The sequence below is a fragment of the Humibacter ginsengiterrae genome (assembly GCF_054780115.1).
This window is the reverse complement of sequence record NZ_BAAGWY010000001.1, coordinates 289,632-310,633: the sequence shown is the minus strand read 5'-3', so window position 1 is coordinate 310,633 and position 21,002 is coordinate 289,632. Positions and strand designations below refer to the sequence as shown.

23 protein-coding genes and 2 tRNA genes are annotated in these 21,002 nt (G+C 66.8%); 17 read left to right on the top strand and 8 right to left on the bottom strand.

The features are described from left to right. Positions 1 to 53: 53 nt before the first annotated feature. From ACYVII_RS01575 to ACYVII_RS01555, 5 genes are read left to right on the top strand one after another with little or no spacing between them, the layout of a single operon-like run. Positions 54 to 674 (top strand): ECF transporter S component, encoded by a 621-nt coding sequence (locus ACYVII_RS01575; RefSeq protein WP_460529916.1) that lies wholly within the window; start codon positions 54 to 56, stop codon positions 672 to 674. Then, a complete protein-coding gene (locus tag ACYVII_RS01570; RefSeq protein ID WP_460529913.1) occupies positions 671 to 2,167 on the top strand; it encodes an ABC transporter ATP-binding protein in 1,497 nt (498 codons plus the stop codon). Before ACYVII_RS01575 ends, ACYVII_RS01570 begins: the two co-directional genes overlap by 4 nt. Then, a complete protein-coding gene (locus tag ACYVII_RS01565) occupies positions 2,164 to 2,943 on the top strand; it encodes an energy-coupling factor transporter transmembrane component T family protein (RefSeq protein WP_460529910.1) in 780 nt (259 codons plus the stop codon). Before ACYVII_RS01570 ends, ACYVII_RS01565 begins: the two co-directional genes overlap by 4 nt. Next, on the top strand, positions 2,930 to 3,562 hold the full coding sequence (locus tag ACYVII_RS01560) for a nucleoside/nucleotide kinase family protein (RefSeq protein WP_460529907.1): 633 nt from the start codon (positions 2,930 to 2,932) through the stop codon (positions 3,560 to 3,562). Before ACYVII_RS01565 ends, ACYVII_RS01560 begins: the two co-directional genes overlap by 14 nt. After that, a complete protein-coding gene (locus ACYVII_RS01555) occupies positions 3,559 to 3,819 on the top strand; it encodes a hypothetical protein (RefSeq protein ID WP_460529904.1) in 261 nt (86 codons plus the stop codon). Before ACYVII_RS01560 ends, ACYVII_RS01555 begins: the two co-directional genes overlap by 4 nt. A gap of 6 nt (positions 3,820 to 3,825) precedes the next feature. On the opposite strand, the gene ACYVII_RS01550 is transcribed toward ACYVII_RS01555, so the two are convergent. Then, entirely contained in the window at positions 3,826 to 4,173 is a 348-nt protein-coding gene (locus ACYVII_RS01550; protein WP_460530520.1) for a metallopeptidase family protein, read from the bottom strand. A 170-nt stretch (positions 4,174 to 4,343) separates the two neighbouring features. On the opposite strand from ACYVII_RS01550, the gene ACYVII_RS01545 reads away from it, so the two are divergent. Next, complete coding sequence (locus ACYVII_RS01545; protein ID WP_460529901.1) at positions 4,344 to 5,822, top strand: protein kinase domain-containing protein; 1,479 nt, start codon at positions 4,344 to 4,346, stop codon at positions 5,820 to 5,822. A 218-nt stretch (positions 5,823 to 6,040) separates the two neighbouring features. Here ACYVII_RS01545 and ACYVII_RS01540 read toward each other — a convergent pair. Further along, positions 6,041 to 6,113 (bottom strand) — tRNA-His (locus ACYVII_RS01540). Between the two features lie 35 nt (positions 6,114 to 6,148). Continuing rightward, entirely contained in the window at positions 6,149 to 6,769 is a 621-nt protein-coding gene (orn, locus tag ACYVII_RS01535) for an oligoribonuclease (RefSeq protein ID WP_460529898.1), read from the bottom strand. 100 nt (positions 6,770 to 6,869) lie between these two features. Between orn and ACYVII_RS01530 the strand changes: the two genes are divergently transcribed. Both ACYVII_RS01530 and ACYVII_RS01525 read left to right on the top strand, forming a co-directional pair. Then, a complete protein-coding gene (locus ACYVII_RS01530) occupies positions 6,870 to 7,130 on the top strand; it encodes a YbbN family protein (protein WP_460529895.1) in 261 nt (86 codons plus the stop codon). 34 nt (positions 7,131 to 7,164) lie between these two features. Further along, positions 7,165 to 7,237, top strand: a tRNA-Arg gene (locus ACYVII_RS01525). Between the two features lie 328 nt (positions 7,238 to 7,565). Here the strand turns inward: ACYVII_RS01525 and ACYVII_RS01520 are convergent. Further along, the gene (locus tag ACYVII_RS01520) at positions 7,566 to 8,306 is read right to left on the bottom strand and encodes a phosphotransferase enzyme family protein (RefSeq protein ID WP_460529892.1); all 741 of its coding nucleotides are present in this window, start codon (positions 8,304 to 8,306) and stop codon (positions 7,566 to 7,568) included. Between the two features lie 685 nt (positions 8,307 to 8,991). On the opposite strand from ACYVII_RS01520, the gene ACYVII_RS01515 reads away from it, so the two are divergent. The 4 genes from ACYVII_RS01515 to nadE all read left to right on the top strand — a co-directional run bounded on the left by ACYVII_RS01515 (position 8,992) and on the right by nadE (position 12,863). Further along, on the top strand, positions 8,992 to 9,387 hold the full coding sequence (locus ACYVII_RS01515) for a VOC family protein (protein ID WP_460529889.1): 396 nt from the start codon (positions 8,992 to 8,994) through the stop codon (positions 9,385 to 9,387). A 157-nt stretch (positions 9,388 to 9,544) separates the two neighbouring features. Next, entirely contained in the window at positions 9,545 to 11,278 is a 1,734-nt protein-coding gene (locus tag ACYVII_RS01510) for a SidA/IucD/PvdA family monooxygenase (RefSeq protein WP_460529886.1), read from the top strand. 76 nt (positions 11,279 to 11,354) lie between these two features. Further along, positions 11,355 to 11,969, top strand: a complete 615-nt coding sequence (locus ACYVII_RS01505; RefSeq protein ID WP_460529883.1) for a hypothetical protein — start codon at positions 11,355 to 11,357, stop codon at positions 11,967 to 11,969. Positions 11,970 to 12,023: 54 nt separating this feature from the next. Then, entirely contained in the window at positions 12,024 to 12,863 is an 840-nt protein-coding gene (gene nadE / locus ACYVII_RS01500; RefSeq protein WP_460529881.1) for an ammonia-dependent NAD(+) synthetase, read from the top strand. 123 nt (positions 12,864 to 12,986) lie between these two features. Here nadE and ACYVII_RS01495 read toward each other — a convergent pair whose 3' ends face one another. Then, entirely contained in the window at positions 12,987 to 13,727 is a 741-nt protein-coding gene (locus ACYVII_RS01495) for a hypothetical protein (RefSeq protein WP_460529878.1), read from the bottom strand. A 76-nt stretch (positions 13,728 to 13,803) separates the two neighbouring features. Continuing rightward, positions 13,804 to 14,811, bottom strand: a complete 1,008-nt coding sequence (locus ACYVII_RS01490) for an aldo-keto reductase family protein (RefSeq protein ID WP_460529876.1) — start codon at positions 14,809 to 14,811, stop codon at positions 13,804 to 13,806. Between the two features lie 186 nt (positions 14,812 to 14,997). Between ACYVII_RS01490 and ssb the strand changes: the two genes are divergently transcribed. The 4 genes from ssb to ACYVII_RS01470 all read left to right on the top strand — a co-directional run bounded on the left by ssb (position 14,998) and on the right by ACYVII_RS01470 (position 18,606). Continuing rightward, positions 14,998 to 15,573: a single stranded DNA-binding domain-containing protein gene (ssb, locus tag ACYVII_RS01485; RefSeq protein ID WP_460529873.1), complete on the top strand. Its 576-nt coding sequence runs from the start codon at positions 14,998 to 15,000 to the stop codon at positions 15,571 to 15,573. A gap of 188 nt (positions 15,574 to 15,761) precedes the next feature. Beyond that, positions 15,762 to 16,274: a DUF6993 domain-containing protein gene (locus ACYVII_RS01480; protein ID WP_460529870.1), complete on the top strand. Its 513-nt coding sequence runs from the start codon at positions 15,762 to 15,764 to the stop codon at positions 16,272 to 16,274. Between the two features lie 76 nt (positions 16,275 to 16,350). Then, positions 16,351 to 18,033 (top strand): ABC transporter ATP-binding protein, encoded by a 1,683-nt coding sequence (ettA, locus tag ACYVII_RS01475; protein ID WP_460529867.1) that lies wholly within the window; start codon positions 16,351 to 16,353, stop codon positions 18,031 to 18,033. A gap of 81 nt (positions 18,034 to 18,114) precedes the next feature. Next, entirely contained in the window at positions 18,115 to 18,606 is a 492-nt protein-coding gene (locus ACYVII_RS01470; protein WP_460529864.1) for an acyl-CoA thioesterase, read from the top strand. 49 nt (positions 18,607 to 18,655) lie between these two features. Here the strand turns inward: ACYVII_RS01470 and ACYVII_RS01465 are convergent, their stop codons facing one another. Beyond that, complete coding sequence (locus ACYVII_RS01465) at positions 18,656 to 19,150, bottom strand: QcrA and Rieske domain-containing protein (RefSeq protein WP_460529861.1); 495 nt, start codon at positions 19,148 to 19,150, stop codon at positions 18,656 to 18,658. A 173-nt stretch (positions 19,151 to 19,323) separates the two neighbouring features. After that, positions 19,324 to 20,193 carry an acyl-CoA thioesterase gene (locus ACYVII_RS01460; RefSeq protein ID WP_460529858.1) on the bottom strand — a complete coding sequence of 290 codons (870 nt, stop codon included), beginning with the start codon at positions 20,191 to 20,193 and terminating at the stop codon, positions 19,324 to 19,326. Positions 20,194 to 20,311: 118 nt separating this feature from the next. Here ACYVII_RS01460 and ACYVII_RS01455 point away from each other — a divergent pair, with 118 nt between their 5' ends. Next, positions 20,312 to 21,001, top strand: coding sequence for a hypothetical protein (locus tag ACYVII_RS01455; protein ID WP_460529855.1), 690 nt, complete (start codon positions 20,312 to 20,314; stop codon positions 20,999 to 21,001). Position 21,002 lies beyond the last annotated feature (1 nt).

Below are 21,002 nucleotides of genomic sequence, written 5' to 3'. Positions count from 1 at the left end.
CGTGCGGGGCATCCACCCGTGCCCACGTTTGAGCGAACGAAAGGGCACGAATCGTGCACGCAACCATCGCAACCACCCCAGGGCGCACCCGCAGAGTTCTCCGCTGGCGCGTCGTCGACATCGTCGTCGCCGCAGTCCTCGCGGTCGTCGCCGGACTGGTTTTCTGGGTGTGGGATCAGGCATCCAACCCCGTCGGCGCACCGATCACGGCGGCGCTTCCCGGCCTCCAGGGCATCATCAACGGTCCTTGGCTGTTCGCCGGCGTGCTCGGCGGACTCGTCGTTCGCAAGCCCGGTGCCGCGCTGTTCACCGAGCTCGTGGCGGCGACCGTCTCGGCACTGATCGGCACGCAGTGGGGCCCCCTCACGCTCCTCTCCGGGCTGGTGCAGGGCGCCGGCGCCGAACTCGTCTTCCTGATCGTGCTGTACGCGCGATGGAACTGGGTCGTGGCTCTCATCGCCGGTGCGGGAGCGGGGGTCGGGGAGTCGGTGCTCGACCTGCTGGTCTGGTATCCCGGGGCCAAGGCGTCGTTCGCGGTCGTCTATGCAGCGGGCACGATTCTCTCCGGCGCGGTCATCGGCGGCCTCGGTTCCTGGGCGATCGTGAAGGGGCTTGCCAAGACCGGGGCCCTGAGCAGATTCGGCGCCGGCCGTGAGGTGACGGAGCGGGTGTGAGCCGCTCCCGCGGGGCCGTGGACGGAAGCCCGGCCGCCATTCATGCGGCCGGGTGGGGCTGGCGGCATGCCGGGCGTGCTGCCTGGGCCGTGCGTCACCTCGACCTGCACGTGGCGCCGGGGGAGCGCATCCTCCTTCTCGGAGGGTCGGGATCGGGCAAGAGCACTCTGCTGGCCGGTATCGCAGGAGTGCTCGGTGGTGACGACGACGGAGAAGCAGAAGGACGGCTGCTCGTCGACGGCGCGGAACCCGCAGCGGTGCGAGGTAGAGCGGGGCTGCTGCTGCAGGATCCCGAGTCCCAGACAGTGCTCGCCCGCGCGGGCGACGACGTGGCGTTCGCGTGCGAGAACATCGGAGTGCCCCCTGCCGAGATCTGGCCCCGGGTACATGCAGCTCTGGATGCCGTCGGACTCGATATCGACCTGCGGCATCCGACATCGGCGCTGAGCGGAGGACAGAAGCAGCGCCTCGCGCTGGCCGGCCTGCTCGCGATGCGGCCCGGCGCGTTGCTGCTGGACGAACCGACTGCGAATCTCGACCCGGATGGCGTGGTCGAGGTTCGGGACGCCGTCCGCTCGGCGCTCGAGGCCAGCGGTGCCACGCTCGTCGTCGTGGAGCACCGGGTCGACATCTGGCTCGACCTGGTCGACCGAGTCGTCGTGCTCGACGGCCGAGGAGGGCTCCTCGCCGACGGCCGCCCGGACGACGTCTTCGAGAGGAGTCGTACCGAGCTCACCGAGGCGGGGGTGTGGCTGCCCCGGGAACACAGGCCGCCTCGCTGGGAGGCCATACGGCGACCAGGAACGCCGGGCGGCGTTCTGCTGACCGGCGACGACCTCACCGTCGGCAGACCACGAGGTCCGCGAATTCATGTCGGTGATGTCGCGGCGCAGGAGGGCTCCGCTCTCGCGTTGACCGGACCGAACGGCGCCGGTAAGAGCACGCTCGCCCTCACGCTCGGCGGGCTCCTCCCACCGATCGACGGAGGCGTCACGGCGTCGGATGAGTTGCGGAACGGACTGACGGCATCGCCGTTCAGCTGGAAGTCGTCCGCCTTGGTCACCAGGATCGGATCGGTGTTCCAGAACCCCGAGCACCAGTTCGTCGCCGTCACAGTGCGGGACGAGCTCACCATCGGACCGCGAGCAGCGGGCATCCGTGGCCCCGAGGCGGACCGCATCATCGACGACGTGATGGTCCGCCTTCGACTGGATGCCCTCGCCCGTGCCAACCCGTTCACGCTCTCCGGCGGCCAGAAGCGCCGTCTGTCGGTCGCCACCGCGATCGTCACGGCACCACGGATGCTCGTGCTCGACGAACCGACATTCGGGCAGGATGCCGTCACCTGGCGAGAACTCGTCGCCTTGCTCGGCGAGGTGCGCGACGCCGGAAGCGCACTCGTGTTCGCCACCCACGACCTCGAGCTCGTCACCGCGCTTTGCGCGGAGCGCAGAGAGTTGACCGTCGCCGGACGGCTGGTCGGTACGCCGTGACGTTCACAGAGCCGTTGCGCGCTACGCGCCTCGCCTCGGTGAACCCGATGGCGAAGCTCGGCGCGGCCTTCACGATCGCGCTTGCGCTCCTGGCCAGCATCGACTGGGTCTCGGCCGCCGTGGCACTCGCCGCCGAGTGCGCGCTGCTGGCGTGCCTGAGATTCCCGTTCCGCGCCGCTCTACTTCGCCTGAGCCCGATCCTGGTGGCGGCCGCGCTGGCGGGGCTGACCACCCTGCTCTACGGCCAGTCGTCGGGCCGGATCTACCTGCATTGGTGGCTGATCGAGGTCAGCGACGGCTCAGTCGGACTCGCGATCGCCACCGCCCTGCGCATCCTCGCCGTCGGCGTGCCCGCGGTACTGCTCTTCATCACGGTCGACCCCACGGACCTTGCAGACAGCCTCGCGCAAGTGCTCCGCCTGCCCGCGCGCTTCGTGCTGGGCGCCCTCGCCGCGTTCCGGCTGCTCGGCCTGTTCGCGGACGATTGGCGCGCGTTGGGGCTGGCCAGACGAGCGCGGGGGATTGCCGGGCGCGGCGCGGTGAAGCGGGCGCTCGGTCAGGCGTTCACCCTGTTCGTGCTCTCGATCCGGCGCGCGAGCTCCCTCGCGACGGCGATGGAGGCACGAGGATTCGGCAGTGCCGTCACCCGCACCTGGGCGCGCCCCTCGCGTTTCGGCGCCCGCGACTGGGTCGTGCTCGGCGTGGGCGTGCTCGTCGCCGCACTCGCGGTCACGGTGTCCGTGATCACCGGAAGCTGGCGCTTTGTCATCGGCTGAGGTGACGGTATCCGCGGGACGGGGTGACTCGAAGGCGCTGCGCGACCTCATCGCGCGCGCATCGGCTCGAGCCGAGCATCCGATCGTTCTCATCGACGGGCCGAGCGGCGCAGGCAAGTCCACCTTCGCGGATGCGCTCGTCGCGGCGTGGCCGGATCGCCCGCCGCGGCTCGTTCGCATGGACGATCTCTATCCAGGTTGGGAGGGCCTGGAGACAGCATCCATCCAGCTCGCAGACGAACTGCTGGTGCCGCTTCGCACGGAAGGCGCCGGGCGCTGGCGGAGATGGGACTGGGCGACGTCGGAGCCCGCCGAGTGGCATCGCGTAACGGCGGGGCATCCACTGATCATCGAGGGCTGCGGATGCCTCAGCCGCCACGCTGCACCTCTCGCGGATCTGCGTATCTGGCTCACCGCCGCCGACGACGTGCGTAAGCGGAGGGCGCTGTCCCGCGACGGGGGCGGCTTCGACGCGCACTGGGACACTTGGCAGCGGCAGTGGGAGCGTTTCGTCGGCCGCGAAGCTCCCGCGACGCTGGCCGATGTCGTCATCGACACGACGACGGGATCACGACCTACCACGACCGAGGGCTTTTCCCGCGGTACCGTGGTGCCATGAGCGACACGGCTACCGAGTACATCGTCGAATACGTGGACGGACCCCTCGCGGGCACGGCAGACCGGCGCTACCTCATCGGCGGCAAGTACGACGAGACGGTGAGTGCGTACGCCGCCATCGACGGCATCGAGTCGCAATTCGAGTACAGGGCGCTCGACAGCCGTCAGGTGCACGGGCAGCTGCACGTGAGGTACTCGTTCGACGCTCCCGACAGCGACCCCTATGAGAGCGACCCCGAGGACGACCCCGCGCGCTGAGCCGGGCTACGCCCAGCCCAGGTCGTGCAACTCATGGTCGTCGATCCCGTAGAAGTGCGCGATCTCGTGCACGAGCGTGACGTGCACCTCGTCGCGCAGTTGCTTCTCGTCTGAGCAGATCGCGAGCAGCGGTTCGCGGTAGAGCAGGATGCGATCGGGCATCTCACCGAAGCCGTACCGGTCCCGCTCGGTCAGAGCAATGCCGTCGTACTCGCCGAGCAGGTCCAGTGAACCGTCGGCCGGGCGGTCCTCCACGAGGAAGACGACGTTCTCGAGGCCGTCGACCATCTCATCGGGCAGCGCATCCAGCTCATCGACGACGAGGCGCTCGAAGGCATCCGCATCCATGCTCATCACGAACCCAGCGTGCCATGAACGACGAAAGGCGCCTGTGCTTAGCGGCCCGACGTCATCTCAGGCAATCCCCGGCGAAGGGCCGGGAGCAGCGGGTACACTCGTTCGACCGGTGGCCCCCGCCAGACCGTCTCCGAATTCCCTTTTCGGACCAGCCCCCCGAGGACCCGATGACCGACCCTCAGTCCCTGCCGCGCTTCGGTGCTGCCCTGGCGACCGGTCCCAGCGGCGCGCGCACCGGTGGCGCTCGCACCGGGCCGGTCGCCGGTGGCCGCACCGGTGACGGGTTCATGACGACGATCACGGATCCGGCGACCGGCGGCGGGCTGCAGTCGGTGCCTGGCGTGATGGGTGGCCGTCCGCCCTCCAGGTACACGATCAGCGGCACCCTGGGCGAGGGCGGCATGTCGGTCGTGTACCAGGCGATCGACGAGCACCTGGGGCGCGAGGTCGCGGTGAAGGTGTTCAAGCACGCGATCTCCGGCGGGGACTCCACCCGGCAAGAGGCGGAGATCGACGTGCTCGCCGGCCTGAGCCATCACGCGATCGTCACCCTCATCGACGCCGGAATCGCGCCGGATCCGCAGGGCGTGCCACATCGCTACCTGGTGCTCGAACGTGTCGACGGCGTCGACCTGCGCAGGCATCTCGAGCGCACCGAGCTCTCATTGCGCCACATCGCGGAGATCGGATGCGACCTCGCCGAGGCGCTGGAATACGTGCACGCCCGCGGCGTGATCCATCGCGACCTCACGCCGGGGAACGTGCTGGTCGTCTCCGATGAGAACGGCCGCACCAGAGCACGACTCACCGACTTCGGTATCGCGCTGGCAACCGGCGCCGAGCGGGCGACCATGGAGGGCGTCACGACGGGCACGGCCGCGTACCTCAGCCCCGAGCAGGCTCGCGGCGACGCGCTCACCGGCGCGAGCGACGTGTACGCCCTCGGCCTGGTGCTGCTCGAATGCCACACGCGCACGCTGACTTTCCCCGGTACCCCCGTGCAGTCAGCGCTCGCGCGTCTGACGTCGGATCCGGAGATCCCCGACGACCTGCCCGACGCCTGGCGGATGCTGCTGGCCGCGATGACGAGCCGCGATCCCGCAGATCGTCCGGTCGGCCGCGAACTTGTGCAGGCGCTGCGTCAACTGGAACTCGCCGAGAGCAGCAGACACCGCGCGGCTCCGACGGGGAGGGTGCCCGAGCCGTCGCTGGCGCACGCGTTCGACCGCATCACCGGCATCGCGGCGCGCACGTTCGGGGTACCGGTCGCCGTCCTGAGCATGGTGCGCGGTGGATCCGTCCACTTCCTCTCGCACCGAGGTGTCAGCCCGGAGCGGGCGAGCGAGTGGGAGGGCGTCTGCACCAGCGAGGCGTATCTCGGCCAGACGCTCCTCGTCGAAGACGCCTCAATCGACGCGCGTGTGCGGGATCACGTCCTGGTCACGGGTCAGGCACAGCTGCGCTTCTACGCCGCGGTGCCGGTCCAATCGGCGGATGATGAGCCGATCGGCACGCTCTGCGTCGCCGACACGGCGGCGCGTCCGATCGACTCGGCCCATGTCGACACCTTGCGCGATCTGGCAGACCTCGCCGCGCTCGTCCTCGGCTGGGACGCGGACGCCCTGCGCGCACCGGCTGCGGCCTGAATCCGAACGCCGAGCCGTCGGCCCTGGGAGCAAGCTCACACTGCTCTCGGCTCTGCTTGGGGTGATCGGCGCTTCGCGCCTGCGACCCCTGCGTCGGCCTCGGCAGTGCGTGCAAGCTCACACTGCTCTCGGCTCTCCTTGGGGTGATCGGCGCTGAGCGCCTCAACCCTTGTTCGCTCGGCGCGAGAATGCAAGCATTCTCGGCCTCACTCTCTGCGGGTGAGTGACGGGGCTTGAACCCGCGACCTCCTGGACCACAACCAGGCGCTCTACCAACTGAGCTACACCCACCATGCCGCCCGCGTGCGGGCAACCACACGATTGTATTACATGCGAGGGGTCCAGATTTTCACCACGTCGTCGGCGATCTTCTGGCATTGGTCCGAGCTGAGGCCGGGCTCGGGCGTGAACACGGCGCGCCGGTAGTAGTCGAGCTCTCGGATCGACTCGCGGATGTCCGCAAGGGCCCGGTGCCCGCCGTTCTTCTCGGGGGCGTTGAAGTAGACGCGCGGGAACCACCGTCGCGCCAGTTCCTTGATGGACGAGACATCCACGTTCCGGTAGTGCAGGTGCGCGTCGAGCCGCGGCATGAACTTGGCCAGGAACATCCGGTCGGTGCCGATCGAGTTCCCGGCCAGCGGAGCCTTCTGTTCGCTGGGGACGTACTGGAGGATGTACTCCATCACCTCGTACTCGGCCTCTGCCAGGCTCTTGCCGTTCGGGATCTCCTCGATCAGTCCGCTCGTCGTGTGCATCTTGCGCACGAAATCGCCCATATTCTCCAGTGCGCTCTGGTCGGGCTTGATCACGATGTCGATGCCGGAGTCGAGAGGCACCAAGTCGAAGTCGGTGATGACCACTGCGATTTCGACGAGCTCGTCCTTTTCGAGGTCGAGCCCGGTCATCTCGCAGTCGATCCAGACGAGGGCGTCATTCGCAGTCGGCATGCGGTGAAGTCTATCGGCGGCCTCCGACGCGTCTGCTGTGACCGTAAGCCGCGCACGTACGCTGTCCTCTGGAAGCGCGACGCGATCTACAATCGCGTTCGTGGAGTTGCACCTGTACACGTCGGCGTTCTGTGAGCCGTGTCTGCAGACGAGGGGCGTGCTCGCAGAGGCCGAGCGGTTGGTGCCGGACGCCCGGGTGACGGAGTTCGATGTCGTGGTTCACGAGGAGCGGGCGCAGGCTGCAGGCATCCGTTCCACACCGACTGTGATCGTGCTGAACGCTGAGGGTGCTGAGGTGTTCAGGGCGGAAGGCGTGCCCAACCTCGCCCAGGTGCTCGTGGCAGCCGCCAAAGCGGTCTGAGTGCCGGCCTGCGGTAGCCTGAGTGTCGCACTGAGCCCCCGTAGCTCAGCGGATAGAGCAGGAGCCTTCTAATCTCTTGGTCGCAGGTTCGATTCCTGCCGGGGGCACGGACTCAACGATCTCGGGCCGTTCAGGACTCCGACCCTGAACTTTCAATCCAGCACTGCGTTCGCTTTTGCAGACTGCGTCGTTCGGGACATCGGAAATTGAACGTGGGACCCACGACAACCGTGCTCATTGCTCATCGATGACCGTGTCCGTATTACGGGGGACAGGCTTACTGAGTGCCTGACTGCTGAGTCCGGTTCGGATGTATAACGCGCATCGGCGGATCCAGCGCGGCGCCTGGGCGGAGGTGGCGGGCGATCGGTGCGCGTGGGGGACCTGCTATCGAACGCGTGGGGGACCTGCGATCGAACGCGTGCGGGTACTGCTTCAGGCCCATCCGAAGTGCGCCGAGACCCCGGCGACGACGCGGGCGTACTCATCCCACTCGGCATCCGCCAGCGGGCAGGTGTCGCTGTATGCGGTGACGAACTTTGCTCGCGCCGCTGGCGGGAGCGGTTGCCAGTTGTGATAACGGGTGCCGAGCAGAACCGCCGACCGCCCCAGTTCCTCAGCTCGGCTGCGATGTGTCGCCTCGTCGAAGTCAAGGACCGCGGTGACACCCCCGTTGTAAAGCACGTTGGCGGATCGGAAGTCGCCGTGCACCAACTGCTGTCCCTCCGGAGCGTGCACGCCAGCGAAGGGCTTTGGGTAGGCGGACAGCGCGTGATGTAGCGTCGCGAGCATGCGGCCGGCGGCCGCGACTTGGTTCTCGTCGTTCACATCAAGCAGTTCCCCGTCCACGAGTGGATAGAGGCTCATCGAGTAACGGTCACGGTCAACGCGCAAGCGTCCGTCGGACGCGGGCAGGGGAGCAGCGACCGGGATGCCTTCGCCGTCGAGCCAGGTGATGAGCGCGTCGACTTCGGCTAGGCGGGCGAACAGCGCGGGGTTGATGGCGCATTTGGCGATCAAGCCTCTTCCGTCGATGGTTAGCCAGGCCAGGAGCTTGTCCGCGCTGATCACAAGGCGATCGCAACTCTGGAGGGATAGACCCCAGGCGTGCCGGAACGTGTCACCGAGCCAAGAAGTCGCGTCGTTCGAGTCCACGAACCCGAATCGGGTCGTCAACGCTTCATTCGAGTCGACGGCCTCCCACAACATTTCAAGCTGAGGTCGAGGCGTCATGGTCGACAGTCAAGCACTGATACGGCAGCGCTTGATCTAGGCGACCCCAAGAGGATTCGTCCCCGGGTGCCGGTGCCAGAATCCGTCCACTGAGAGCTTCTAGGCGATGAGCGACTCGGCCGCGTTTGTTTCGGCTGCTCTATCGCCTGCGACGGGCGACGACGACTACCACGATCGCGACCACGAACAGCGTGGCGAACACGGCGACCAAGCTTCCGATACTGGTTCCCATACTTCGGCCTCCAAGTTACGAGGTGGGAGATTATCAGTGAAGGCTCGCACTGCCCTCCGAGCAGTTCGCAACCTGGTCCCGTACGTGCATGGTTCCGCTGGTTCGATGTCTTCGTCGCGGTGAGGCGGACGGGACACCCGGGACATCCGGCTGCTCATGGGCCTGTGGCGGACCGACCACGCGGGAGGAGGCCGAGACGCTCTACGAAGAGTTCTATCCCGGCGACTATCTCGTGGCGAGCCATGCACATGGTCGACGCAATCCTCGCCGATGGCCCGCCTCCAGAACCAGACGCGCTGCCGCCCCTCGAGCTCTGAAACGACCGTGAGTGAGCAAAACCGTCCGACTTGGTTCTGGCGCTGGACAAGGTCTATGTACCCGAATCACGCTGGGGGTATGGAACCGCGCCTCACTCTCCTTTCGCTCGTCGTTCGCGACTTGGCCGCAAGTCGCAGGTTCTACATCGAAGGACTGGGCTGGCAGGTCGAGTTGGAAGCTCCCGAAGAGGTCGTCATGGTGCGGCTTGCCCCGGGTGTGCTTCTGTCCCTTTGGCAGGAAGACAAGGCAGTTGGCGAACTCGGTCCGATCGGGCGTGCGCCTGGAGCTATGCCGTTCAGCCTCGCGCACAATGTGGGCAGTGAGGCAGAGGTCGACGCCGTGCTCGATGAGGCGAAGGCTGCCGGGGCGAGCATTCCGGCGCCTCCGGTGAAACGTGATTGGGGCGGCTACTCCGGCTATTTCGCCGACCCTGACGGATTCAGATGGGAGGTCGCGCACAACCCCGGGCTCTGACGGGAATAGCGCGGCCCAGGATTCGCCCGTCGTCATGGCCCACTTTTCAACCGTCGAGGACGCGAACCCGCGCTGAGGGACGGCGTTCGCTGTACGACGATGGGTGCTCGGTTCACGGATGAGCACGGTGGGGCTGCCAGAGCAGTAACATCCGGCCATGGGAACCATGAGTGGCGTGCCGGATCACGCGGGGCCGCACTTCGATGTACCGAGGCAGGTCACGCCGTTCTCGGAGATCGGTACGCCGGTCGAGCGCTGGCCGTGGTGGGCACCGGCCGGCTGGGTGCTCGTGGCCGCAACGAGCGTGGTCTTCTACGCGATCGTGCTGGCGCTGTCCCCGCTTCTCGTCGCTGCGATCGTCGGCCGCCGGCTGTGGCGCAGGACGCTGCGCTATCGCCGCTCGCCGGCCGATCTTCGTATTGCCATCATCGGTGCCGGATGGAGCGGCCTGCAGTGCCTTCAGCGCTTTGGTGAGATCGGAGTTGAGAAAGTCGACGTATTCGAGCGTTTCGGCGACATCGGTGGCACGTGGAGCCCGCACCTGCGTTACCACGGCCTTCAGATCCACGGCAGCATGACCGTCACCTCGTTCGACGGGTTTCCGTATAGCGAAGACCCTGACGTGCAGCGAGGGAAGGTGATGGCCGAAGAGGTGGAGCGCTATATCCATCGCTTCGCCGACGCACGAGATCTGAAGTCGCGGTGCCAGCTCAACAGCACAGTCCAGTCGGTGGATTACTCGTCCGCGAACCACACCGCAACGTTGACGATCACCGATAGCGGAACCGGCGAAGCACGGTCCGCTGGCCCTTATGACCTTGTGATCTGGGCATCCATGGCGGCCGTCGGTTCGATTCCCGAGCTGCCGGGCGCGGCGGAGTTTCGCGGACGGCAGTTGCATACGGTGTCGTATTCCGATGCGGAATTCGACGAGATCGTGCGCGACAACAAGAAGGTCGTGGTCGTCGGCGCCGGTAAAGCGGCCTGTGATGTCGCGCTGGGTCTCCGGCGCGGTGGATATGACAACTTCACGTGGGTGATGCGTCGGCCGTACCTGTTCTACAAGTACGAAGCCCTGCTTCACAACGCGTCACCAATGAACAAGTTGCGTGGCCTCACGTATCTTGCGACGGTGCTGTTCACCGGGGTCTCTCGGCGCTTCGGGGCCATCCTGCACTGGTCTTCGGGTTACCTGCACGCGGTCGGGCATCCACATACCGATTTCACGCGCTTCCACGGCGGGCTCCTTTGCCCTACACAGCGCCGAGAGCTGAGCAATGTCCCCTACACGATCGGCAACCCGGTGCGCTTTCAGGACGACCAGCTCGTCTTCGAGGACGGCACCTCTTTGCCGGCCGACGTCGTCATCTGGGCCACCGGCAACAGCACCGGAATCGACACTCTGCGATTGACGAAAGACGGGACGGCCGTCACCCTTGACCCGAACGCCAAGCTGTACAACCACTTCATAGTTCCGGACTTCCCTGTGCTCGCCTCCTCAACCGCATTGTGGACGACGTTCGGTCCGATGCGTGCCACCAACGCCGCTGACCTGGCCGTCTACCACCTCGCCGTGCGGAAGGAGCGTTCGAAGCAGCAGATGCACAGGGCCGCGCAGAGGCAGCTGAGCCGGAACAGCATCGTGCATTCCTTCATCTGGGCCCATGACGCCTGCTGGCTGCAGTTGTGGGTGCATTTTCACATCGACCTCGTGCTGCAGGGCATTACTCCGGTGGAGGCCTTCTTCAAGCATGCCTTCGAAGTCTTCGTGCTCGGGAAGGAGACGCCGCTGCGCTTCAACCTGCTTCCCTCCAGTCGCCCGGCCGCACGCACGCGGAGTGGTCTCGAATCGACGGCTGCTGCAGCAGCCGGCCCTCGAGGCTCAGAGTGAGTACCGCGGGCGCCGATCAGCTTCGAAGCTCCACGGCTGTGGCTGCGATCATCGTCATCACCGCCAGGAGGCGCGCATGCCGGAACGAAATCGGGTGACGCCGCTCGGCGACATCGTGGTGACGTCGCTCCGGGGTAGGTGGACGGGCAATCGCGGCAAGATCCATAAGGGACACGAGATCGTGCGGTTCCACTCCGGCAACCTCTGGTTGATCTGCGAGCTCGAGTTCCGCGGCATCAGGCAGCCGCAGTGGGCGCCGCATCACTACACGTTCCTGTTCTTCCACGACGAGGCCGTCGGCTTCGCCGCCGGCCACCGCCCGTGCGCCGAGTGCCGCCGTGGCTCCTACGGCTCCTACCTGGATGCGTGGACTGATGCGCTCGGTGGCCCGCGGCCGTCCGCAGGTGCCGTGAACGCGCGACTCCACGCCGAGCGGCTGTACCCGCGCACGCATCGTCGGCGGCTGCACGAAAGGCCCTACGTCGGATTGCCTGACGGCGCCTTCGTTCTCGAACGGGACACTCCGAGGCTCGTGCTCGGCGATGCTCTCGTGGAATGGTCGCCGGACGGCTACGGTCCACCGATCACCCGTCCCCGCTCGGGAAGGGCGACCGTGATCACTCCGCCGGCCACGCTCGCGGTACTGACGGCCGGATACCCGGTTCAGATCGACGCGTCGGCACATCGCTGAACGCGCTGTCCACCCGTTGCCTGCCTGAAACATGCTCGTCCTAAAGTTCAACGTATGCGCGAACTTCAGGCGGAGATCATCCGCGAACTCAATGTCAAGTCATCGATCGATCCGGCCGCCGAGGCGGAAGCTCGTGTCGCCTTCCTGGTCGACTATGCGCGGAGTTCGCACGCCCGCGGGTACGTGCTCGGCATCAGCGGCGGACAAGACTCGACGCTCGTCGGAAAGCTCTGCCAGCTCGCCACCGAGCGGTTGCGGGAAGCCGGAGTCGACGCCGAATTCGTCGCCGTGCGGCTGCCGTACGCCGTACAGGCCGACGAGGCGGATGCCCGGCTCGCGCTGGACTTCATCGCACCCCAGCAGGTCGTCACATTCAACGTGCAGCGCGGCGTGGACGGAGTCGCGGACGAGTTCGGGGATGCTCTGCAGGAGCGCATCCTCGACTTCACGAAAGGGAACGTCAAGGCACGTATGCGTATGGTCGCCCAGTACGCGATCGCCGGCCAGCGCGCGCTGCTCGTGGTCGGAACCGATCACGCCGCCGAGGCGGTGACAGGCTTCTTCACGAAGTACGGCGACGGGGGCGTAGACCTCACTCCGCTCACCGGACTCACGAAGAGCCAGGGACGACAGCTCCTGGAGTACTTCGGTGCACCGGCAAGGCTCTACGAGAAGTCGCCGACCGCGGATCTGCTCGACGACACTCCCGGGCAGACCGACGAAGACAACCTCGGCATCAGCTACCGCGACATCGACGCATACCTGCAGGGTCAGGATGTTCCGGATGCGGTCGCCGAGGCGATCGAGGCCAAGTACCTCGCCACGGAGCACAAGCGCCACGTACCGGCGTCGCCGTTCGACGCGTGGTGGCGCACACCGGTCTTCGAGGAGTAGTTCCGCCGGAGGGTTACCCGGGCCCCGGACTAGCGCATCCCAGTCGCTGGATGCGGTGAGGGCCGCCACACAACGTGGCGGCCCTCACTCCTCGATTGCGGCCGGGCAATCAGACTTGGCGATTCAGTCCTCCTGAAGACCGGTGGGTTTGCGCGACGCGTAGGCCCCGACCGGGGTCGCGACGGTGTCGTAGTCGTCGAGCGCTGCGGTGCCGCCGGGGGCGTCATCGGCCGCAGTGTCCGACCCCGCCCGTGCGGTGGACTGCAGCAAGGCCGTCGGCGCGGTGTCGGAGGGCGGCGCGTTCCGCTCGTGGTGCTGCCGCGCAACCCAGGCATCCTGGTCCGCATATGCCGTTTCGTCGGTCGCGGTGCGCTCGAACCTCCAGCGCTCCAGGTCTTCGAGGAACAATCTGCGGGCACGCCTTGGCTTGTTCTGCCACTCGACGAGGCGGTCGCGGAACTCGATGATCGCCGGCTCCAGGTTGTAGCCGTAGGTTGCCGAGTTGCGCTTCAGCTCTGCGAGCTGATGGGCAGCCCAGTCGGCTGCGGCGGCCGCGCCCTTGAGCGGCAGCAGCCGCACCAGGATGTCCGCCTGCCCAACGGAGCGGTCCGAGAGCACCTGCTCGGCCGGAGTCAGGGAATTCCAGACGGATGCCTCCACTGCGGCATCCACGAGGGCAGCGACGGCGGCGGCCTTCTGCTCGCGTTCGGCACGCGAGAGCACACCCCTGATCGCTCCACGAGCGATCCACGCCGACAACAACCCGGCAACGACGATGGACACGAGGAGCACGACCGCGGTGAAGATCACCGGCTGCGCGTCCTGTGACGTGAGCCACCCCCAGAAGTCATTCCACCACTGCATGTTGCGCAGATTACCTGCGCCGCAAACGATCTCGTGGAAGGCGTGCCGGGCGTCGGCGACTGGGCCGGTGACGGATCTATCGGCGACCCGTGCCGTCCACGGCGAACGGCTCGATGGCGGCGATCTCGTCCGGCGTCAACGGCGCGGCGTGCACGGCTGCCACGTTCTGCTCCAGCTGAACGACGCTGGACGCGCCGATCAGCGCGCTCGTCACCTGCGGATGCCGGAGCACCCAGGTGAGCGCCAGTTGCGCCAGCGACTGCCCGCGCCCCGCGGCTATCTCGTTCAGCGCACGGGCACGGTCGAGGTACTCGACGGTGATGTTCTCCGGACGCAGGAAGACGCTGGTCGCCGCTCGGGAGTCATCCGGAACCTCGCCTGTCAGGTAGCGGTCGGTGAGGAGACCCTGCTGCAGCGGCGAGAAGACGATCGAGCCGATGCCCAGCTCGGTCAGCACGTCAAGAAGACCGTTCTCGACATGACGATTGAACATCGAGTAGCTGGGCTGGTGTATCAGCAGGCGAACGCCCTCCGCCTCGAGGGCCGCGGCGGCCGCCCGGGTCTGCTCGGGGCTGTAGTTCGACACCCCGACGTAGAGCGCCTTGCCCTGCCGCACGGCGGTGGCGAGCGCCCCCATGGTCTCCTCGATCGGCGTGTCGGGGTCGGGGCGGTGCGAGTAGTAGATGTCGACATAGTCGAGCCCGAGGCGCTTCAGCGAGGCATCCAGCGAAGCGAGCATGTACTTGCGGGAACCCCACTCGCCGTACGGCCCGGAGTGCATGTGGTAGCCGGCCTTCGTCGAGACCACGATCTCGTCGCGGTATGCGGCGAAGTCCTCGGCGAGGATGCGGCCGACATTCCGTTCGGCCGACCCCGCGGGCGGCCCGTAGTTGTTGGCGAGGTCGAAGTGCGTGATGCCGAGGTCGAACGCGCGTCGCACGATGGCGCGCTGGGTGTCGATCGGCCTCGTGTCGCCGAAGTTGTGCCAGAAGCCGAGCGAGACGGCGGGAAGGTCGAGGCCGCTTCGGCCGGTGCGGCGGTAGGTCATCGAGTCATAGCGGTGGTCTGCGGGAACGTAAGGCATTCCTGAATGCTATTGAGTCCGCCCGATTGGTTCGTTCCTCTCCGTCCACAGGCTGCGTGTCGTGCAGCGTTCCCACCGTTCGCGCCACGACGCCCCGATGCCGGCTTCGGTACGCGCACTGTGGACATGCGGCCAGCGCATCGCGGCCGCATCCACTCGAAGAACACCGAAAGAGGAGGCGCGAAGATGCCTGACACCATCACTGCGATCGGCCACGTGGGAACGGAGCCGACGCTCAACATCGTGGGCAACGGCCTGGCACGGCTGACCTTCCGGCTCGCCTCGACGCAGCGCAAGTACAACCGCGAGGCCAGTAGCTGGGAGAACGGCGAGACGAACTGGTACACCATCGTGGCGTTCCGATGGCTGGCGGAGAACTCCGCCAAGTCGCTCGTGAAGGGCGACCGGGTCGTCGTCACCGGCCGGCTGCGCGTAAGCAGCTGGGAGAAGGAAGACAAGCACGGAACCGCCGTGGAGATCGTGGCGGAGGGCATCGGGCACGATCTGGCGTTCGGAACGAGTTCGTTCACGAAGACCGCCGGTGGCTCTTCCAGCCAAGAAGGCGGTGCAGCAGTCGGTGGCTCTCAGGCGCCGGCCGATCAGCCTGTCGTGGACTCCGACGGCTGGGCGTTGCCGGGAGGAGCGCACGGATCGGCAGAAGCGCCGACAAGCGGCGCAGACTACGTCGCGCACGGTTCAGGGAACGATGCCGAGGCGGTGCAGGCGGAACTCGAGTTCGCCGATGCGGAGCCGCCGTTCTGATCTGTGCATCTCTAATCGGGCAGCTCTAACGTGGGCCGCGCTGGGTCGTTCAGGTGTGGGCCATGCATCTCTGGGCCGTGCATGTGCGGGCCGTGTATGTCTGGTTGTGCGCGACTGATCTGAGCACCCTAGACTTCTCGCGCGCCTGCGCTTCGCACGGGTGCACATGCGGGAGGGGAGTCGGATCGGTGGCTGGTGGCTCGACGCCGCGGGCGACGTCGCGAGCGTTCGCCGCGGTATCCGTCGCGCTCGGCCTCGGAGTCGTCTTGACACTCGCTGGATGCACCGCTCCGCCAGCGGGACCGGCACGCACTCCGACGGCATCCGTCTCGACGACATCATCGGCACCGACGCCGACCTCGAGCGCGCTACCGGCATTGAACCCGAAGGGCACGGCGAAGCAGAACCTCGCGTTCTTCGACCACGTGAACAACCGCACGATCGCGGCAGACAAGAATCCGACGGCGCAGCAGTTCGTCGACGGTCTGGCGGCCGCCGGCTTCGTGAAGGCGAACATGCAGATGACGGCGGACAAGACCACGGTGAACCTCACACCGGGTTCGGTTCAGTTCTCCGTTCTCATCAACGGCGGATGCCTGATCGGGCAGTTCGGCGACGACATCGGCGGGTACCACAGCACCGTGGCGCCCGTGCTGGGCACCGGAAAGTGCCTGATCGGCGACACCGTTCCCATCCAGTGAGAGGACCGCGCGATTCGCTCTCTGACGGGTTGCAGGCCGGCCGAGGCACCGGGCGCCCGCCCATAGACTGGGGCGCATGGCCGAATATATCTACTCGATGGTCCGCGCCCGAAAGGCGGTGGGCGACAAGCTCATCCTCGACGACGTCACCATGGCATTCCTGCCAGGCGCGAAGATCGGTGTGGTCGGCCCGAACGGAGCGGGTAAGTCCACGATCCTGAAGATCATGGCGGGGCTCGACATCCCCTCCAACGGCGAGGCCAAGCTGACGCCGGGCTACAGCGTCGGCATCCTCATGCAGGAGCCCGAACTCGACGAGTCCAAGACCGTGCTCGAGAACGTGCAAGAGGGCGTCGGTGAAATCAAGGCCAAGGTCGACCGGTTCAACGAGATCTCCGCCGCCATGGCCGAGCCGGACGCCGACTTCGATGCGCTGCTGGCCGAGATGGGCACGCTTCAGGAGCAGATCGACGCGGCGGATGCCTGGGACCTTGATTCCCAGCTCGAGCAGGCGATGGATGCGTTGCGCTGCCCGCCGTCGGATGCACCGGTATCCGTTCTCTCCGGAGGGGAGAAGCGGCGAGTGGCGCTGTGCAAACTGCTGCTCCAGAAGCCCGACCTCTTGTTGCTGGACGAGCCCACCAACCACCTCGACGCCGAGAGCGTCCTCTGGCTCGAGCAGCACCTGAAGCAGTACCACGGGGCCGTGCTCGCCGTCACCCACGACCGGTACTTCCTCGACCACGTGGCGGAATGGATCGCCGAGGTCGACCGCGGTCACCTCTACCCGTACGAAGGCAACTACTCCACCTATCTCGAGAAGAAGCACGAGCGTCTGCAGGTACAGGGCAAGAAGGACGCCAAGCTCGCCAAGCGCCTCGCCGACGAACTGGATTGGGTGCGCAGCAACTCGAAGGGGCGTCAGGCCAAGTCGAAGGCGCGTCTGGCCAGGTATGAGGAGATGGCCGCCGAGGCGGAGCGTACGCGCAAACTCGACTTCGAGGAGATCCAGATTCCGCCGGGGCCGCGTCTCGGTCAGGTCGTGATCGATGCGAAGAACCTGCAGAAGGGATTCGGTGAGCGTCAGCTCATCGACGGACTCAGCTTCACGCTCCCGCGCAACGGCATCGTCGGCGTGATCGGCCCGAACGGTGTCGGCAAGACGACGCTGTTCAAGACCATCGTCGGACTCGAGCCGTTGGATGGCGGAGACCTCAAGATCGGCGAGACCGTCGAGATCTCCTACGTCGACCAGTCCCGAGGCGGCATCGACCCGAACAAGTCGCTCTGGGAGGTCGTCTCCGACGGCCTCGACTACATCCAGGTGGGCAAGACCGAGGTGCCGAGCCGCGCTTATGTCTCCACCTTCGGATTCAAGGGACCTGATCAGCAGAAGAAGGCAGGAGTACTCTCCGGCGGTGAGCGGAACCGCCTCAATCTGGCCCTCACGCTCAAGCAGGGCGGCAACCTCCTGCTGCTGGACGAGCCCACGAACGACCTCGACGTCGAGACGCTGTCGAGCCTGGAGAACGCCCTGCTGGAGTTCCCGGGCTGCGCGGTCGTGATCACGCACGACCGGTGGTTCCTCGACCGCATCGCGACGCACATCCTGGCGTACGAGGGCACCGACGAGAACCCGGCCGACTGGTACTGGTTCGAGGGAAACTTCGAGGCGTACGAGCAGAACAAGATCGAGCGCCTCGGCCCCGACGCGGCGAAGCCGCACCGCTCCGCCTACCGCAAGCTGACCCGCGATTGAGGTGAGAGCAATGAGCGCTTGCTCGCATTGCCGAGTCGATCGAGTCGGGTTGAGGCTCGACCCGAACACGCGGGACTGACCGTGCGCCTGAACGTGCCCATCCGGCTGCGCTGGAGCGATCTGGATGCCTACGGTCACGTGAACAACGCGGAGATGCTTCGGCTGCTCGAAGAGGCGCGCATCCTCGCGTTCTGGGCTCCCGACGAGCAGGGTGCGGAGGTCGATGCCGGCGAAGCGTTCGGCGGGTCCACCGCGGTGCTCGACAGCAGGCCGGGTGCCGACACGCTCAGCCTGCTGGCTCGGCAGGAGATCGAGTATTTGGTGCCCATCCCGTACCAGCGGCAGCCGTTGAACGTGCAGTTGTGGGTGGCGAGGCTCGGCGGCGCCAGCATGGAACTCTGTTACGAGGTCTGGTCGCCGGCCGGGGCCGAACCCTCCGTGCTGTACGCCCGAGCCGCCACGACGCTGGTACTTGTCGATCGGGAGTCCGGCCGTCCCCGCCGCATCAACGAGCGGGAACGCGAGGCGTGGTCTCCCTACGAGGAGCCGCCGATCCATTTCCACCGGCGCTGAGCGGGCGAGTCGCCTCTATCGCGGCGTTGCCGCTCAGAGACTCCATCGGCTAAGAAATGGTGACCTTGCCGCCGGAGACCGTTGCGTTGAGCTTCGGAAGCGGCCTGGTGGCGGGACCTCTGATGACATCGCCCGTGCTCGCGCTGAACTCCGAACCGTGACAGGGGCAGTCGAACTGCTTGCCGGCCGGCGCCACTACACAGCCCATGTGCGTGCAGATCGCGGAGAACGCGACGGCCGTGCCGGACTCCGGTTGCGCGACCACGATCGGGCCGCCCTTGTAGGTGGCGGAGATGGCCCCGCCGACCGGAATGTCGCTGAGGGAGATCCCGTCAGCAGCGTTCGGGCTCGAGGTGCTGCCCGATCCCGAACCGCCAGAGCTCCCCGTACCGGGGCCGCCGTTGCCCGATTCGCCTGAGCCCTGGCTCGCGCCGGGCGAGGAGCACGCCGCGAGCACGCACACACCGGCGGCACCGACTGCGGTGCCGAGTGCGGCCCTGCGGGTGATCACAGCGGGCGAGGGAACGTGCGGGATTCCGGACATCCGGGTCTCCTAAAGGTGATTGAGGTGAGAGTGACGCGAGCCTGCTTGCGTCACCGAGCCGATTGAGCCAACGAGCGGCGAAGCCGCCATAGTCGAAAGTGTCGGTCGTGACTTCTACCATGCCGGGTCTTCCTCTGACTCGCCCGGGCGATCGCTATGAGCGGTGATCTCGGCTACGTCTGGGGAACGCGCAGCATGCCCTCCTGTGCGACGTTGGCCACGAGCATCCCGTCCCGGTTGTAGATACGGCCGAGCGCGAGTCCACGTCCGCCGGTCGCGCTCGGTGACTCCTGTACGTAGAGCAGCCACTCGTCGACCCGGCTGAACCGATGCCACCACATCGCGTGATCGAGGCTTGCGATCTTGAGTCCCGGTGTTCCCCACGCCACACCGTGGCGTCGCATCACGGGCTCGAGTATGGAGTAGTCGCTGGCGTACGCAAGCGCCGCACGGTGCAGGTTCTCGTCATCCGGAAGTGCGCCGAGCGTCTTGAACCACACCGCCTGGTGCGCGACGTGGTCGCCCTCGACCGTGAAGTACACGGGTGACGGGATATGCCGCAGATCGAACGGCCGCTCCTCGCGCCAGTAGCGCCCCACCGGATGCTCGAAGCCGGCAAGCAACTCCGTGTCGCTCTTCAGCTCTTCCGGGTCTGGAACATCAGCCGGCATGTCGACCTGATGATCGAGGCCGCCGTCTGGCGCCTGGAACGAGGCGATCATCGACAGGATCGGAAGGCCGTTCTGGTAGGCCTGCGTGCGGCGCGTGGAGAACGAACGACCGTCGTGGATGCGGTCGACGGAGAACGTGATCTGCTGGTTCACGTCGCCCGGGCGCAGGAAATACCCGTGCATCGAGTGCACCGCTCGCTCGTCCGGCGTCGTGCGCATGGCGGCCACGAGGGACTGCGCGAGCACCTGTCCGCCGAACACGCGACCGTGGGGCATCCACTGGCTGGTTCCGGTGAAGATGTCCTCGTCGGTGCGCGCGCCGGTGTCGGTCAGATCGAGGGCGGCGAGCAGGCCGTCGAGGGGTTTCGTCATGGTGCCTCTCGTCGTCGGGCGGGATGCGCGTCTGAAGTGCGACGCGTCAGAGCCGGCGGCGTAGTCGGACGTCGCGCGGCCGATGGACGGGCGCAATGTGCCCTAGTTTAGACAGCACATGAGTGAGTTCTTCTCCCTGGTCGACGCCCTCGCGGTCTCCGACCTCCAGGTGTACTTATCGCGCGCCGGACGCGTCGAAGACGGGTCGGTTCGGCTGGTCGCCGGGTCCGGCGTTCTCGCCGCGTACACGGCGATCCTGTACCCGCGCAGCCTGCTCGATCACATCCCGACCGTGCTGGGCTTACGCACCTTCGCCACCGACAGGGATGCCACCTTCGACGCGGTCGTTCCGACCCGGTCTCTGCTGGACAGGCTGGCACGGGCGGCGGATGCTCCGCCGCAGCCCGAGGGCGAGGCCGCGCCGATCGGGATTCGGCTTCCGCTCCAGGTGAGCACGGTCACGTGGGCGGGCATCACTCCGCCGCGCGGCGGCTGGCGCCGGGTGGGCGAGACGACGGCGAGCGTACTGCAGCGCGCGGCCGTGGATGGTGTCGCCGAGGTGGCGGAGGCGATCCCGCATGAGGCGGGGGAGCAGCTCGTGCAGCGGGTTCGCGGTGAGGTCTGGGGCAGGCCCATGCCGGAACTGGAATATGTCGCGACGGGAGCGGGATTCGCCGCTCACTCGCTCGGCTTCATCGTCGAGCAGGACGAGCCTGTGACGGTGCACGAGACGGGTCCGTGGACGCGGCTGACACTGCGGCGCGGGCACGTGCTCGTGAAGCGTCCCGCCTGGTCGTTGCGCGGCTGAA